Below are 14,831 nucleotides of genomic sequence, written 5' to 3'. Positions count from 1 at the left end.
CGCCGCCGACCCCGGGCCGCCACTGCGGCCTCGGCGGGCGCACTATGGCTGGGGCACCAGAGAAGGAGAAGGACGCATGACGACGAACGAGACGGCCGAGCCGACCAGGACGAGCGGGACGACCGGCACTATCGGGACGACCGGCACGAGCGGCGACCCGCGCACGCAGGGCGGCCCCGGTACGCCGGCCCTGCGGATCGCGTACTCGCCCTGCCCCAACGACACCTTCGTCTTCGACGCGTGGGCCCACGGCCGGGTCCCGGGGGCGGCGGCACCCGAGGTCGCCTTCGCCGACATCGACATCACCAACGGCATCGCGGAGCGCGGCGGCGAGCAGTCCCCCGAGGTCCTCAAGGTCTCGTACGCCGTGCTGCCCTACGTCCTCGACGAGTACGCCCTGCTGCCGTGCGGCGGCGCCCTGGGCCGGGGCTGCGGCCCGCTCGTCCTGACGAAGGAGCCGGGCCGGGACCTGAGCGGCGCGCGCGTCGCCGTGCCGAGCGAGCGTTCGACGGCGTACCTGCTGTTCCGGCTGTGGGCCGCCGACACGATCCCCGGCGGGGTCGGCGAGATCGTCGTCATGCCCTTCCACGAGATCATGCCGGCCGTGCGCGACGGCGAGGTCGACGCGGGGCTCGTCATCCACGAGGCCCGCTTCACCTTCCAGAACTACGGTCTGCACCGCGCCGCCGACATGGGCGAGCACTGGGAGAACACCACCGGGCTGCCGATCCCGCTCGGCGCGATCGTCGCCAAGCGGGAGCTGGGCGCCGAGCGGCTCACCGCCCTAGCCGACACGATCCGCACCTCGGTCCGCATGGCCTGGGCCGAGCCGGAGGTCTCCCGCCCCTACGTCCTCGCGCATTCCCAGGAGATGGACCCGGCCGTCGCGGACCAGCACATCGGCCTGTACGTCAACGAGTTCACCGAGGACCTCGGCGAGGAGGGCTACGCCGCGATCCGGGGCCTGCTGGAGCGCGCCGCCACCGAGGGGCTCGTACCGGCCCTGGGCCCGGACGCGCTGAGCTTCCCGTAACGGGGCCGCGCACGCGGAGAGAACGTGCAGAGGGCCATGAGGCCACAGGGCCACAGTGAGAGCCACACGGCGTCTTCGTCCGTGTGGCTCTCCTCGCTGTACGGCTGTGGCTCGGTGCGGCGCGGCCCCGGCTACACGTCGAGCTGGTCGGCGACGGCGCGCAGCAGCCCCGCCACCTTCGCCCCGCTCGCGCGGTCGGGGTAGCGGCCGCGCTCCAGTTGCCGCCCCACGCCCTCCAGCAAGGTCGTCAGGTCCTGGACGATCGAGGCGAGTTCATCGGGCTTGCGGCGCTGTGCGGCGGCCACGGAGGGGGTCGGGTCGAGCACCACGACGGACAGCGCCTGGTCACCCCGCTGTCCCGCGACCACGCCGAACTCGACGCGCTGCCCCGGCTTCAGTGTCTCGACCTCGTCGGGCAGCACGGACGAATGGACGAAGACGTCACCGCCGTCGTCGCGGGAGAGGAAACCGAAGCCCTTCTCGCTGTTGAACCACTTGACCTTGCCGGTAGGCACCTGAAGTCCTCGTCCTCGTACGTGTCTGCGGCCGTTCTCCACGGTGAAAACGGCTCCGGATAGCACAGCAGCGGGCCATCCGGACCCGCCGTCACCCAGGCTAATGCTCCGGGGGCCGCTGACAAGACGCACCGGGCGCTTCCCTGGGCCTTGGAACTACCCTGGTGCGGTGCGTGACAAAACCACCGTCCACGAGCGCGGCCCCGGCGACCGGCTCGTCATGACCGGCACCGTCCTCTTCGTCGTCGGCGCCCTCGCCACCCTGGTCACGATCGCCCCGCTGCTGCTGGGCACCGACCCCTTCCCCACCGTCGCCTACGCCGTGTGCATGCTGATGGCCGTGGGCTTCGCGACGGCCGCCGCCGGTCTGCTGTACGGCGTCGCCGCCCAGCGCAAGTCGGCGGCGCGAGCCCGGGAGGGCCTGCCGACCGCGGAGAGCCTGCCGACCGGCCAGAACCTGCCGACCGCGGAGAGCCTGCGGGCCGGGGGTGCCGAGGGCTGACCTCGTTCGCCGGGGCGCCGGAGGTCGGCGGCGGCCCGTACGTCGGCCCGTACGTCGACCTGTGCGGGGCGGGCCCGTAGGTGGTCGCCGCACGCCGTCGCGTGGCGGCCGGCGCTCCGACCGGCGCTCCGGACGGCTCGCTCCCGACGGCGGGCAGCCGCTCGTTCAGGCCGCCGCGCCCGCCGCGACGTGCTGGGCGAGCCAGCCGGGGAACTCGGTCAGATCGCGCAGGACGACATCGGCCCCGGCCGCGCCGAGTTCGGCCGGGTCGCAGGGGCCGGTGGCGACGGCGACCGACAGGGCCCCGGCCGCGCGGGCACCCCGTACGTCGCCGGTGTGGTCGCCCACGTAGACCGAGGCGCCGTGCTCGCGCAGCGCCTCGCCCTTGGCCTCCGCCCACAGTCCGCCGATCAGCAGGTCGGGCACGATGCCCAGGTGGTTCAGGTGCAGGGCGGCGCTCGACTCGTACTTCGCCGTCACGACGAGGACCCGGCCGCCGGCCGCCCGGACCGCGTCCATCGCCTCCCGCGCCCCCGGCATCGAGAGCGAGCCGGTGATCGCGTACGAGGGATACAGCGCGCGGTAGCGGTCACTCATCTCGGCGACCTGCCCGGCCGGGAACCAGTTGGCCATCTCCTGCTCCAGGGGCGGGCCGAGGCGGCTCGTCACCAGCTCGACGTCGATGTCCACGCCCGTCTCGGCCGAGAGCGCCGTGTAGACCGCGCCGATACCGGGCCGCGAGTCGATGAGCGTCATATCGAGGTCGAAGCCGACTATCGGCCCGGCGGACGTCGCCACGGGGGCGGGGGGCGTCGTGGTGCCGGGGGTGGCCGGGGTACCGGGGGTGGTCGGGGTGGCTGCGGTGGTGGCCGTGGCGGCGGGAAGGTCCTCAGGCATGAGTCCAGTCTCGCAGGCCGGGCGCGGGGCCCCCGGACCTATACTTAGCCAAGCCTAAGCTGACCGAACCAGCCAGGCGCTGACGTATCCGCACCCATCGAGACGAACCGCCGCACAACAGCCTGGATCGGGATTCATGGCCACCGCCACCACCGTCGCGCCCGGCCGGCGCACGCTGCTCGCCCGGCGCACCGGCTGGACGGTGACCGCCCTGCTCCTGCTGTGCGTCGCCGTCCTGCTGAGCCTCGCCGTCGGCGCCCGCACGCTCGCCTTCCCGGACGTCCTGCACGTCCTGCTGCACGGCGGCGACTCGGACACCGCCGACGTCGTCCTCCACCTGCGGCTGCCCCGGACCCTCGTCGGGCTCATGGTCGGCGCCGCGCTCGCCCTCGCGGGCACCGCGCTCCAGGGCATCACCCGCAACCCGATCGCCGACCCCGGCATCCTCGGCATCTCGCAGGGCTCCTCGGTCGGAGTCGTCCTCGCCATCGCCTTCTTCGGCGTGCACACGCTGAGCGGCTACGTGTGGTTCGCCTTCGCGGGCGCCGCGCTCGCCTCCGTCGCGGTGTACGCGATCGCGGCGAGCGGCCGGGGCGGGGCCACGCCCGTGAAACTCGCGCTGGGCGGCGCCGCGATCAACGCGCTGCTCGTCTCGGTGACCAGCGGGGTGCTCACGACGAAGGCGGCGGCCCTGGAGGAGTTCCGCTTCTGGAACGTCGGCTCGATCTCCGGACGGGACAGCGGCATCGTCAACGACGTGTGGCCGTTCCTGCTGATCGGCCTGGTCCTGGTGCTGTCGGTGGCACGGGGACTGGACGCGCTCGCGCTCGGCGAGGACGTCGCGAAGGGCCTCGGCCAGCGCGTGGCGACGGTACGGATCGTGGCGGGCCTCGGCGCGACCGTGCTCACCGGTGTGGGTGTCGCCGCGGCCGGCCCGATCGCCTTCGTCGGCCTCGCCGTACCGCACATCGCCCGCGCGATCGTCGGCTCCGACCACCGCTGGGTCCTGCCCATGGCGGCCCTGATCGGCCCCGTCATGCTGCTCGTCTCGGACGTCGTCGGCCGGGTGGTCTTCCCACCGAGCGAAGTACCGGCCGGGGTCATGACGGCCCTCATCGGCGTGCCGTTCCTCGTCACACTGGTCCGCAGGAAGGCGGTGTCGGCATGAGTGGTCGCACGGAGACGACGAAGTCGACGGAGACGGCGACGGCGGAGACGGAGACGGCGGAGACGGCGGAGACGGCTGGAGCCGTGCGGGCCGGGGAGGCCGTGCCGGGGGCGCGGGACGGTTCCCGGTCGCGGTCCGGGTCTCGGTCGCGGTCCCGGTCCAGGTCCGAGTCGCGGTCTCAGTCCGAGTCGCGGTCGGCGTCCCGGTCGCGGCCCGCGGGTTACGCCGTCGTGCGCCTGGGCGGCGGAGGCGGCAGGAGGAGCGGCCGGTCCGGGGAAGCTTCCCGAGGCGCCTCCGGAAGTCCGGCCGGAGGCGGGTCCGGAAGCGGGACCGGAAACGGGACCGGAAACGGGACCGGAAACGGGACCGGAAACGGGACCGGGAGCGGGTTCTCCTTCCTCCTGCACCGGCGTTCCGCCGTCGTCGCGGGCTGTCTGCTCGTCCTGCTCGCGCTCTCCTGCGTCGCGTACCTGAGCGTCGGCGAGGGCTTCGTGTCGCCCGCCGAGGTCGTCAAAGTACTGCTCGGCCGGCCCTCCCCCGACGAACTGGTCGTCGGCACGCTGCGGCTGCCCCGCATGGTCGTGGGCCTGCTCGTGGGCCTGGCCTTCGGGGTGGCCGGTGCGCTCATCCAGACGGTCGCGCGCAATCCGCTCGCGAGCCCCGACATCATCGGCATCAGCCAGGGCGCCGGCGCCCTGACGGTCGGCGCGATGACGCTCGGCGTCACCTCGTACACCGTCCTCCCCTACCTGTCGGTCGCGGGCGGGATCGGCGCGGCGGCGCTCGTGTACTTCTTCGCGTGGCGCGGCGGTCTGCACGCGACGCGCTTCGTGCTCATCGGCATCGGCTTCGCGATCGCGCTGCGCTCCCTGACGACGCTGTTCATGACCAAGGGCGACTACCTGGTCGCCCAGCAGGCCCAGGTGTGGATGACGGGCTCCCTCAACGGCCGGGGCTGGCCGGAGGCCCGCACCCTCGCCTGGGTGCTGCTCGTGATGCTGCCCCTCGTGCTGTGGGCGGCGCGCGCGCAGCGCACCGTTTCCATGGACGACGACACCGCGACGGCCCTCGGCGTCCGGCTGAACCGAGTGCGTTTCGGCCTCGTCGCGGTCGGCGTGATCCTCGCTTCGGTGGCGACCGGGGCGGCCGGGCCGGTCGACTTCGTGGCGCTGCTCGCGCCGCAGATCACCCGGCGGCTGACCCGCGGCGCGCAGATCCCGCTGCTGTCCTCGGGGCTCGCGGGCGCGCTGATCGTGGTGCTGGGCGATCTGCTGGCGCGCCGCCTGTTCTCGCCGACCGAACTGCCCGTGGGCGTGCTGACGGCGGCGGTCGGGGCGCCGTATCTGATCTGGCTGATCGTGAGGCGCAGCGGCCCGCGCCGCTCCGCCGGTTCTGGAGGTACCGCATGACCGCCCGGCTCACGACGCGAGATCTGACGCTCGCGTACGAGGAACGCACCGTCGTCACCGGCCTTGACCTCGACGTGCCCGACGGCGCGGTGACGGTCGTCGTCGGCCCCAACGCCTGCGGGAAGTCGACGACGCTGCGGGCGCTCGGACGGCTGCTGAAACCGCGCGGCGGGGCGGTGCTGCTGGACGGCGAATCCCTCGCGAAGCTCCCGACCCGCCGCATCGCCCAGCAGATCGGGCTGCTGCCGCAGACCCCGGTCGCCCCCGACGCGATCACCGTCGGGGACCTCGTGGCGCGCGGCCGGCAACCGCACCAGCGCTGGTGGCAGCAGTGGTCGGACGAGGACGAGCGCGCCGTCGCCGACGCGATGGACCGCACCGACGTGTCGGCGCTCGCCGACCGGCCGGTGGACGAACTGTCCGGCGGCCAGCGCCAGCGCGTGTGGATCGCGATGGCCCTCGCCCAGGAGACCGAACTCCTCCTGCTGGACGAACCCACCACCTACCTCGACATCTCCCACCAGGTCGAGGTGCTCGACCTGGTGCGCCAGCTCAACCACGACCGGGGACGCACCGTCGTGATCGTCCTGCACGACCTGAACCAGGCCGCCCGCTACGCCGACCACCTGATCGCCATGAAGTCCGGCGAGGTCGTCGCCCAGGGCAGCCCCGCACAGGTCGTGACCGCCGAACTCGTCGGCGAGGTCTTCGGCCTGGACTGCGTCGTCGTCCCCGACCCGGTGACGGGCTCCCCCCTCGTCGTCCCCGGCGCCCCCTGGCGCAGCGGCACGACGAGCGACACCGGCAAGGCCAAGGCCACCGCGACCGACACCGACACCGGAACCGACACCGACAGCGTCGACGGCCACAGCCGGGAGCCGGCCACGAAATAACCGGCGCCCGGGCCACTTTCCGTACGAGGGACACGAGGAGAGACATGGCAGCAGCGCGACAGGCGGAGACCCGCACCCCGGTACGGGCAAGGGTGCGAGCACAGACACGGACGCGGGGGGCCGTGGGCGGCACGTCACGGACGCGGGGTCGCGGCCGCACGGCCTTGGCGGCGGCACTGCTGGCGCTCGCCGCGCTGGCCACCGCTTGCGGTTCCTCCGGTTCCGCCGGGGAGGACGGCGCAGACGCTTCGGAAAAGGGCGGCGGCCCGGCCCAGGAGGCTTCGGCCGGCCCCGCCAAGGACCACGTGGTCGATACGGCGATGGGACCCGTCCACGTCCCGGCGCGCCCTCGGAGGGTCGTCGTCCTCGACACGGCGGAACTCGACTCCGCGATCACCCTCGGCGTCACACCGGTCGGCGCGGTGAAGGCCGGGGCCGCCTCCGACTTCCTCGACTACCTCCCGAAGTCCGAAGTCACGGGCATAAAGAACGTCGGCGAGATCGCCAGCCCCAACCTGGAGGCCGTCGCCGCCCTCAAACCGGACCTCATCCTGACCAGCGAGGTCCGTGACGGCGCCCGCTACGAACAGCTCAAGGCCATCGCCCCCACCGTCATGACGGAGAACACGGGCTACCCCTGGAAGCAGAACTTCCGCGTCCACGCCCAGGCCCTGGGCCGCACGGCCGAGGCGAAACGCGTCGAGTCCGCCTACGCCGACAAAGTCGCGAAGGTCCGCACCCGGATCGGCGGCGCGAAGAAGGCGGCGGCGGTCTCCGTCAACGTCGTCCGCTTCGTCGAGGGCGCCGACATCCGCATCTACGGCGACCGCACGTACATCGGCACGATCCTCAAGGACGTGGGCCTCGGCCGCCCCCCGATCGTGGCGAAGGCGAAGGACGGCTTCTCGTACGACGTGAGCCCCGAGAGGATCGACCTCGCCGACGCCGACGTCATCTTCCACGCCACCTACGGCGACGCCCGCAAGTCGAGGGCCACCCAGGTCCTCGACAGCGGCCTGTGGAAGAAACTCCCCGCCTACAAGAACCACCGCGTCACCGCCGTGGACGACGAACTGTGGCTCCAGGGCATCGGTTACACAGCCGCCGACAAGATCCTCGACGAGTTGGAGACCGGGGTGCGGAAGGCGAAGAGGTAAGCACGCCCCCTCCGTACACGGGCCCCGGCGGACGCGGATCCTCCCCGCCGCGACGGGGCCCGGCGACGGGTCAAGCAGCGGGTCAAGCAGAGGGACCAGCAGCAGGCCTCACTTCACCTTCTGCGAGCGCCACACCACGAAGAGCGCCGAGGCGATCGCGGCGCCCCGGATCACCCAGGGCCAGGCCTCGGAGATGGCCGCGCTCATGTGGTCCTCGGCCAGGGGGGCGCCCCAGCGCTCCGTGCGGCGGCCCCAGAGCCAGACACCCGTGGTGACGACCGCGAGGGCCGGGATGCCCGCCACCGCCAGTTTGGACTCGGCGGGGGTCAGGCGGCGCGAGCCCCAGGCGAAGAGCCAGCCGACCGCGAGCAGTATCCAGTTGCCCAGGACCGCACCGACGACCAGCGAAGCCGCAGCCAGGAGCAGGAACGGATTCGAGAAGGAGGGCGGCCTCGGTACCCGCAACCGACGGGCACCCGAGCCGCCGCCCGCCACGCCGGCCGCCCCCTCCACCACCGCCTCGGCGCCGGCCGGCGCAACCGCACCCGCCGCCCCTTCGGCCGTGAACGGCCGCCTCTCGAAGCCGTCCTCGTCCTCGAACGCGCCCGGGCCGTGCAGAAGTTCGGGGATCTCGATGCCGCCGACGAAACCGGCGACGCGGTCCCCCACACCGAACGGCCCGCTGTCCACCCGCCACCAGTCGGCACCCGCTCCGGCACCCGCCTCGCGGACGGGCCCCTCGGCACCCGTGGCCCCCTCCCCCGAGCCCATGTCGTCCAGGCCGCCCGCCCTCGGAGGACGTTGGGCCGGGACTCCCGGCTGCTTCGAGAGGTCGGGGCCGGGCACCGCCCTGCGGGGCGCTCCCTTACGCGACGGGCGCCCTCCCGCGACCGTCCCCGCACCGCCCGGCGCGGCACCGCCCGGCGCGGCACCCTCCCCGCCAGGCTGTTCGGGGATGTGCGGCCCCGGGCCGACCGCGTCCACGATCTCCTCGGGACTGCCCAGGCGCGCCAGGATCCGGCGCACGGCGGTCGGCGAATCGGGCGTCGCCGGGCGGGAACGGCTGTGGTCGATCTTGCCCCGCAGGTCCGACACGAGTCGCATCCTCGTCGCGGACGGTAGTTGACGCTGCTGGGCCAGGTCACCGACCCGGCTCAGATAGTCGAAGACGAGCTGGTCGCTCTCGATCCCCACGCCGCCCCTCCGCCTCTCCGTGATGTCCTCATCGATGTCCTCGTCCGCCGGGTTCGCCGGACCTTCGCCGATCCGTCGGCCGGCCGGTCGGCCGGTCGGCCGGTCGGTCGGTCGGTCGGTCGGTCGGTCGGTCGGTCGGTCGGTCGGTCGGTCGGTCGGTCGGTCGGTCGGTCGTGAACGCGCCTCGATGCCCCGTCAGTTCCTGCGCTTCCGGGGCCAACCGCGCCGCTCACCGCCCGCTTTCCGGCCGTACGGATCGACGGTACCGCCCCGCCCGGTCACCCACGAGGGGTCACCGCTCCCGGCGGGAGGAGCTCGGTCCGCACAGGGGCTCACCGGGCGGCGCGATCACCGGGGTGGTGCGCCCCCGGCGCGTCCCGTGCCGTGCGCCAACACCCCCGTGGGCGGCCGGGACCACCCCCGCCCCGTCCGTACCCGCTACCGTGGGCGGGATGAGCAGCCCTGCACCATCCGAGGACGAGTCGGCCCGGCGGCCGGCCCCGCGTTCGCTCGCCGAAGCGCTGCGCGCGCGGGACGACGCATCGCTGGCCGCGCTGCTGCGCACGCGGCCCGATCTGCTCAACCCGGTTCCCGTCGACCTCACCCAGCTCGCGACCCGTGCCGGGACCCGTGCGTCCGTGGTGCGGGCCCTGGAACGGCTCGACCGGTTCACCCTCCAGACCGCCGAGGCCCTGGCCGTCGCCCCCGACCCGGCGCCCCATCCGGCCCTCGAACGCCTCCTGACCGGCGACGACGGCGATCCCGAAGTGGTCGCCGCCCTGCCGGGCGCCATCGCCGAACTGCGTGAACGCGCCCTCGTCTGGGGCGGGGAGGACCAGCTGCGCCTCGTGCGCACCGCGCGCGAACTGCTCGCCCCCTCTCCCTCGCACCCCTCTCCGACCGGCCTCGGGCCGACCATCGCCGAGGCCACCGCCGGGATGTCGCCGGGCCGCCTGCAGTCCGTGCTCGTGGAGACCGGACTGCCCTCGACCCACGACTCGGTGAGCGCCGTGCGCGCACTGACCAGACTCTTCCAGGACCGGCAGCGCATGGCCGCCCTCCTCGACGAGGCTCCGATGGACGCCGTGGAGATCCTCGGCCGCCTCGTGTGGGGACCGCCCTACGGCCAGGTCACCGCCGCCCCCGCCCCGCACCTGCGCTGGCTGCTGGACCGCGGGCTGCTGCTGCCGACTTCGCCGGGCACGGTCGTACTGCCCCGCGAGGCCGCGCTGTATCTGCGCGGGGGCCGGGCCCACCGGCTCGTGGAGCCGCACCCGCCGCGGCTGACCGTCACCGCGGAGCGCGAGCCCACCGTGGTGGACGCGGCGGCGGCCGGGCAGGCCTACACGACGCTGAGCACCCTGGAGGACCTCCTCAAGGAATGGGGCGCCCCCAACGAGACCAACTGGTCGAAGACCAGGGGCACCGGCCCCTCCGTCCTGCGCGCCGGAGGCCTCAGCCAGCGCGACCTGAAGCGGACCGCGGCCTTCATGGAGGTCCCCGAGGACATCGCCGCGTTCTGGCTCGAACTCGCCCTCGCGGGAGGGCTGCTGGCCTCCGACGGGGAGGCCGAGGAGCACTACGCCCCAACCCCGTACTACGACGACTGGCTGGAGCTTCCGCCGGCCGAACGCTGGGCACCGCTCGCCACCGCCTGGCTCTTCGCAACCCGGACCGCCGGGCTGGTCGGCGGCAGCGACACCAAGGACCGCACGCTCTCCGCGCTCGGCCCGCACCTCGACCGGTCCGCCGCCCCCGAGGTACGCCGCCGGGTGCTCGAACTGCTCGCCGAACTCCCGCCGGGTGCTGTGGCCGAGCCGGATTCCGTCCTCGCCAGGCTGCGCTGGGAGAGGCCCCTGCGCGGGGCCGCCGCCGAAGGCGACCTGCGCTCGCGCATCGCCCGCTGGACGCTGTCCGAGGCCGAACTGATCGGCGTCACCGGGCGCGGGGCGCTGTCCGGCCAGGGCCGGGCCCTGCTCGGGGGCGACGAGAAGCAGGTGGTCTCCGCCCTCGCCCCCTATCTGCCCGAACCCCTCGATCACGTACTGCTCCAGGCCGACCTGACGGCGGTGGCCCCCGGCCCGCTGGAACGGCCGCTCGCCGAACGGCTGTCCGTGCTCGCCGACATCGAGTCGAAGGGCGGCGCGACGGTCTACCGCTTCACGCCCGGCTCCGTGCGCCGCGCCCTCGACGCCGGCTACTCGGCCTCCGACGTGCACACCTTCCTGGCCGCGCACTCCCGCACGCCGGTGCCGCAGCCGCTCACGTACCTGGTGGACGACGTGGCCCGCCGCCACGGTCACCTGCGGGTGGGGGCCGCCGCCTCGTACGTGCGCTGCGACGACGAGGCCGTGCTCGACGAGATCATGGCCGACAAGCGTTCCCAGACGCTGCGGCTGCGGCGGCTCGCGCCGACCGTCGTCGCCGCGCAGATCGACCCGGCCGCGCTGCTCGACGGACTGCGGTCGCTCGGCTTCGCGCCCGCCGCGGAGGGCCCCGGCGGCGACGTCCTCATCCGGCACACCCCACAGCGGCGCACCCCGCAGCGCCGGGCGCCCGAGCCGGTACCGGAAGGGCCGCCGCTGCCCGATGCGACGCTCCTGTCCGCGGCCGTGCGCGCCATCCGCGCCGGGGACTCGGCGGCGACCGCCCCGCACAAACCGCTGCCCAGGACCACGCCACCGGGGACGCTGCCGCGCACCAGCCCGGCCGAGACGCTGGTGACGATGCAGAACGCCGTGCTCACCGGGGAACCCGTCTGGATCGGCTACGTCAACGCCGACGGCACCGCGAGTCAGCGGGTGCTCGCCCCCGTACGGGTCGAGGGAGGTTTCGTCACCGGCTTCGACCACACCGCCGACGAGGTCCGCACCTACCCGCTGCACCGCGTCACGGGCGTCGCCGAACTCGAACCGCCGCCGGAGGGGACCTCGCGATAGCCGACGGCTGAGCCGGTCGCTTCGCGGGGCGGCCCCTTGGCCGGCCGTCCCTCGGCCGCCGCTCAGTCCGCGCTGAGCTTGCCGCCCTTCGCCGGGGTGCGCCGCGAGAACCGCGTCGCGGAGCGCCAGGTGGCACGGAATTGCTCGGCGCGCGAGGCGCGAGGGGGCACGGAGGCGTCGACGGGCTCGGCGACCGGCTCCGGAACGGGCTTCGACCGCTCCGGCCCGTGCACCACGACGGGGGCCGTGCGCCGCTGGAGGGAGCGGGCGAGCCGACGGCCGAGGAACCAGTAGCCGAGCAGCGCGCCCGTCGTGTTGAGGATCACATCGTCGACGTCGAAGGCCCGGCCCTCGATCACCGCGCCCTGCGCCATCTCGACCAGGACCATGACGAGCAGGGCCACGAAGAACACCCGGACCACCCGCAGCCGCCCCGGTACGAGCAGCGGGACCAGGACACCGAAAGGCGCTCCGAGCAGCAGATTTCCCCCGGCCTGCTTGCATGCCGCGAGGAAGGTGTACTCCTCCGCGTACTGCCGCAGCGAGTGCCCGGGCCGCAGATTGGAACCGGCGATGCCGTCCGAGGCGGGCGAGGGGGTGAGCGTCAGTTTCGCGAGGACCGCCGAAAACGCGACGAGCAGCAGGAATGCGCACACCATCGCGAACGCTCGCAGAAGGGCACGCCCCCAGGTGCGGCGTGTCACGGGCGGCCTGCTGTCGCCACTCCCGGTGAGCGACTTCGATCGCTCGGCTCCGGTGTCCTCCCGGACCCGGCGCGACCTGCGGCCGGGCCGCCAAGTCCGGGCCCTTAAGGCCGTCCTGTCGTGCTCGGGCTGCTGCGCCGCACGCGTCGTCATAGGACCCGGATACCCGCGCCGGGCCCGGACACGCCGCCGGTGCGCGACACTGGTTGTTTGGCCCCGCCGTGCCGGCCCCGTCGGCAGCGGCCCGCACGGGGCCCCGTAGCAGGAAAGGGAGAGCGTGAACGGACCTCTCATCGTGCAGAGCGACAAGACGCTGCTGCTCGAAGTCGACCACGAGCAGGCGGACGCCTGCCGCCGTGCCATCGCTCCGTTCGCGGAGCTGGAGCGGGCCCCCGAGCACATTCACACCTACCGCCTCACCCCGCTCGGCCTGTGGAACGCGCGGGCCGCCGGGCACGACGCCGAGCAGGTCGTCGACGCGCTCGTCGCACACTCCCGCTACCCGGTACCGCACGCGCTGCTCGTCGACATCGCCGAGACGATGGCCCGCTACGGACGGCTCACTCTCACCAAGCACCCCACGCACGGGCTGGTGCTGACCAGCACCGACCGGCCGGTGCTGGAGGAGGTGCTGCGCTCGAAGCGGATCGCGCCGCTGGTCGGTGAACGCGTCGACGCGGACACGGTGGTCGTGCACCCTTCCGAACGCGGGCAGATCAAGCAGACGCTGCTGAAGCTGGGCTGGCCGGCCGAGGACCTCGCGGGCTACGTCGACGGGGAGGCGCACGCCATCGACCTCGCCGAGGACGGCTGGTCCCTGCGGCCCTACCAGAAGCAGGCCGTGGAGAACTTCTGGCACGGCGGCTCCGGGGTCGTCGTGCTGCCCTGCGGAGCGGGCAAGACCCTGGTCGGGGCGGGCGCCATGGCCGAGGCCAAGGCGACGACGCTGATCCTGGTGACCAACACCGTCTCGGCGCGTCAGTGGAAGCACGAACTGGTCAAGCGCACCTCGCTCACCGAGGACGAGATCGGTGAGTACAGCGGGACGAAGAAGGAGATCCGGCCCGTCACCATCGCCACCTACCAGGTGCTGACGACGAAGCGGAAGGGTGTCTACCCGCACCTCGAACTCTTCGACTCGCGGGACTGGGGCCTCATCGTCTACGACGAGGTGCACCTGCTGCCCGCGCCGGTCTTCAAGTTCACCGCCGACCTCCAGGCCAGGCGTCGGCTGGGTCTGACCGCGACGCTCGTGCGGGAGGACGGGCGCGAGTCGGACGTGTTCTCGCTGATCGGCCCGAAGCGTTTCGACGCGCCGTGGAAGGAGATCGAGGCGCAGGGCTACATCGCGCCCGCGGACTGCGTCGAGGTCCGGGTCAACCTGACGGACTCGGAGCGGCTCGCCTACGCGACGGCGGAGTCCGAGGAGAAGTACCGCTTCTGTGCGACGACCGCGACGAAGCAACGCGTCACCAAGGCGCTCGTGCGACAGCACCAGGGCGAACAGACCCTCGTCATCGGCCAGTACATCGATCAGCTCGACGAGCTGGGCGCCGATCTGGACGCCCCCGTCATCAAGGGCGAGACCTCGAACGCGCAGCGCGAGAAGCTGTTCAACGCCTTCCGCGAGGGCGAGTTGTCGGTGCTCGTCGTGTCGAAGGTCGCCAACTTCTCCATCGACCTGCCGGAGGCGACCGTCGCCATCCAGGTGTCCGGGACCTTCGGCTCGCGGCAGGAGGAGGCCCAGCGGCTCGGCCGGGTCCTGCGCCCGAAGGCCGACGGGCACGAGGCCCGTTTCTACTCGGTCGTCGCCCGCGACACGATCGACCAGGACTTCGCCGCGCACCGGCAGCGTTTCCTCGCCGAACAGGGCTACTCGTACCGCATCGTGGACTCGGAGGATCTGCTCACGGAGAGCTGAGCGCCACCGCGCGAGGGCGTGCGCGGGGAGGGGGCGCCGGGAGACGTGCGCGGGGCGGCGAGCGGCGGGGCGGCGAGCGGCGGGGCGCGGCGCCCCGGTGCCGCGTGCGGTCGGGGAAGTCATGTCCGGTGCTCCCCCGGCCGCTCGCGCCCTTCGTTCACGTGCCGGTGACGCCGCCGTATCCCCGCCTGCTCGGCGTATCCCTCGTACTCCCCGAGCACGACGACCTCGAAGGCGGCCTCGGCCACGGCTCGTACGGCGCGCAGGGCGCGAAGCGTGCGTGCGGGGGACAGGCGGCGCGGGACGGCGCCGACGACGGCGGACACGGTCACGGACGGTGTCGGGAAGATCACTGTGCTCATGCGCCAAGAATGCCGACCGGGAACCGGTTCCCGCATCGGACCACGGGTGGAATCCTCGGGCCCTCCGCTCTCCACCCGTGGGTCGATCCCGGCCGGCCACCCCCTACCCGGGTACCAGCCGGCCCCCTACGGGGGTA

13 protein-coding genes and 1 pseudogene are annotated in these 14,831 nt (G+C 73.4%); 8 read left to right on the top strand and 6 right to left on the bottom strand.

Features of this window, described 5'->3' with window-relative positions; all coding sequences use genetic code 11:
* Positions 1-76 precede the first annotated feature (76 nt).
* Positions 77-1,033, top strand: coding sequence for a 1,4-dihydroxy-6-naphthoate synthase (locus AB0J21_RS04740; RefSeq protein WP_363144351.1), 957 nt, complete (start codon positions 77-79; stop codon positions 1,031-1,033).
* 131 nt (positions 1,034-1,164) lie between these two features.
* On the opposite strand, the gene AB0J21_RS04735 is transcribed toward AB0J21_RS04740, so the two are convergent.
* Positions 1,165-1,548: a cold-shock protein gene (locus tag AB0J21_RS04735; protein WP_363144350.1), complete on the bottom strand. Its 384-nt coding sequence runs from the start codon at positions 1,546-1,548 to the stop codon at positions 1,165-1,167.
* A 220-nt stretch (positions 1,549-1,768) separates the two neighbouring features.
* Here AB0J21_RS04735 and AB0J21_RS04730 point away from each other — a divergent pair.
* A pseudogene (locus AB0J21_RS04730) lies at positions 1,769-1,951 on the top strand (hypothetical protein); the annotation flags it as partial.
* 264 nt (positions 1,952-2,215) lie between these two features.
* Here the strand turns inward: AB0J21_RS04730 and AB0J21_RS04725 are convergent.
* A complete protein-coding gene (locus tag AB0J21_RS04725) occupies positions 2,216-2,947 on the bottom strand; it encodes an HAD family hydrolase (protein ID WP_363144349.1) in 732 nt (243 codons plus the stop codon).
* A gap of 136 nt (positions 2,948-3,083) precedes the next feature.
* On the opposite strand from AB0J21_RS04725, the gene AB0J21_RS04720 reads away from it, so the two are divergent.
* The 4 genes from AB0J21_RS04720 (at position 3,084) to AB0J21_RS04705 (ending at position 7,574) form a co-directional block, all read left to right on the top strand.
* The gene (locus AB0J21_RS04720) at positions 3,084-4,115 is read left to right on the top strand and encodes an iron ABC transporter permease (protein ID WP_363144348.1); all 1,032 of its coding nucleotides are present in this window, start codon (positions 3,084-3,086) and stop codon (positions 4,113-4,115) included.
* Positions 4,116-4,516: 401 nt separating this feature from the next.
* A complete protein-coding gene (locus tag AB0J21_RS04715) occupies positions 4,517-5,524 on the top strand; it encodes an iron ABC transporter permease (RefSeq protein WP_363144696.1) in 1,008 nt (335 codons plus the stop codon).
* Positions 5,521-6,417 carry an ABC transporter ATP-binding protein gene (locus AB0J21_RS04710; RefSeq protein ID WP_363144347.1) on the top strand — a complete coding sequence of 299 codons (897 nt, stop codon included), beginning with the start codon at positions 5,521-5,523 and terminating at the stop codon, positions 6,415-6,417. The genes AB0J21_RS04715 and AB0J21_RS04710 overlap by 4 nt, the downstream gene beginning before the upstream one ends.
* Before the next feature lie 44 nt (positions 6,418-6,461).
* On the top strand, positions 6,462-7,574 hold the full coding sequence (locus AB0J21_RS04705; RefSeq protein ID WP_363144346.1) for an iron-siderophore ABC transporter substrate-binding protein: 1,113 nt from the start codon (positions 6,462-6,464) through the stop codon (positions 7,572-7,574).
* A 108-nt stretch (positions 7,575-7,682) separates the two neighbouring features.
* Here AB0J21_RS04705 and AB0J21_RS04700 read toward each other — a convergent pair whose 3' ends face one another.
* The gene (locus AB0J21_RS04700) at positions 7,683-8,768 is read right to left on the bottom strand and encodes a hypothetical protein (protein ID WP_363144345.1); all 1,086 of its coding nucleotides are present in this window, start codon (positions 8,766-8,768) and stop codon (positions 7,683-7,685) included.
* Complete coding sequence (locus AB0J21_RS04695) at positions 8,729-9,001, bottom strand: PT domain-containing protein (protein WP_363144344.1); 273 nt, start codon at positions 8,999-9,001, stop codon at positions 8,729-8,731. The genes AB0J21_RS04700 and AB0J21_RS04695 overlap by 40 nt, the downstream gene beginning before the upstream one ends.
* A gap of 219 nt (positions 9,002-9,220) precedes the next feature.
* On the opposite strand from AB0J21_RS04695, the gene AB0J21_RS04690 reads away from it, so the two are divergent.
* A complete protein-coding gene (locus AB0J21_RS04690; protein WP_363144343.1) occupies positions 9,221-11,707 on the top strand; it encodes a helicase-associated domain-containing protein in 2,487 nt (828 codons plus the stop codon).
* Between the two features lie 62 nt (positions 11,708-11,769).
* Here AB0J21_RS04690 and AB0J21_RS04685 read toward each other — a convergent pair whose 3' ends face one another.
* Positions 11,770-12,366: a VanZ family protein gene (locus AB0J21_RS04685; RefSeq protein ID WP_363144695.1), complete on the bottom strand. Its 597-nt coding sequence runs from the start codon at positions 12,364-12,366 to the stop codon at positions 11,770-11,772.
* 322 nt (positions 12,367-12,688) lie between these two features.
* Between AB0J21_RS04685 and AB0J21_RS04680 the strand changes: the two genes are divergently transcribed.
* Complete coding sequence (locus AB0J21_RS04680; RefSeq protein WP_363144342.1) at positions 12,689-14,332, top strand: DNA repair helicase XPB; 1,644 nt, start codon at positions 12,689-12,691, stop codon at positions 14,330-14,332.
* Positions 14,333-14,451: 119 nt separating this feature from the next.
* Here AB0J21_RS04680 and AB0J21_RS04675 read toward each other — a convergent pair whose 3' ends face one another.
* The gene (locus tag AB0J21_RS04675; RefSeq protein WP_363144341.1) at positions 14,452-14,694 is read right to left on the bottom strand and encodes a hypothetical protein; all 243 of its coding nucleotides are present in this window, start codon (positions 14,692-14,694) and stop codon (positions 14,452-14,454) included.
* Between the last annotated feature and the right edge of the window lie 137 nt (positions 14,695-14,831).

The sequence above is a fragment of the Streptomyces sp. NPDC049954 genome, assembly GCF_040656295.1.
GTDB lineage: Bacteria > Actinomycetota > Actinomycetes > Streptomycetales > Streptomycetaceae > Streptomyces.
The sequence above is the reverse complement of the archived record's forward strand: the minus strand, read 5'-3'. Positions and strand labels throughout refer to the sequence as shown.

What these genes read in the sequence shown, in the direction of transcription:
- AB0J21_RS04740 (WP_363144351.1), top strand. Translation starts at nt 77, where the DNA reads ATGACGACGAACGAGACGGCCGAGCCGACCAGGACGAGCGGGACGACC.
- AB0J21_RS04725 (WP_363144349.1), bottom strand. Translation starts at nt 2,947, where the DNA reads ATGCCTGAGGACCTTCCCGCCGCCACGGCCACCACCGCAGCCACCCCG.
- AB0J21_RS04720 (WP_363144348.1), top strand. Translation starts at nt 3,084, where the DNA reads ATGGCCACCGCCACCACCGTCGCGCCCGGCCGGCGCACGCTGCTCGCC.
- AB0J21_RS04710 (WP_363144347.1), top strand. Translation starts at nt 5,521, where the DNA reads ATGACCGCCCGGCTCACGACGCGAGATCTGACGCTCGCGTACGAGGAA.
- AB0J21_RS04705 (WP_363144346.1), top strand. Translation starts at nt 6,462, where the DNA reads ATGGCAGCAGCGCGACAGGCGGAGACCCGCACCCCGGTACGGGCAAGG.
- AB0J21_RS04690 (WP_363144343.1), top strand. Translation starts at nt 9,221, where the DNA reads ATGAGCAGCCCTGCACCATCCGAGGACGAGTCGGCCCGGCGGCCGGCC.
- AB0J21_RS04685 (WP_363144695.1), bottom strand. Translation starts at nt 12,366, where the DNA reads ATGGTGTGCGCATTCCTGCTGCTCGTCGCGTTTTCGGCGGTCCTCGCG.
- AB0J21_RS04675 (WP_363144341.1), bottom strand. Translation starts at nt 14,694, where the DNA reads ATGAGCACAGTGATCTTCCCGACACCGTCCGTGACCGTGTCCGCCGTC.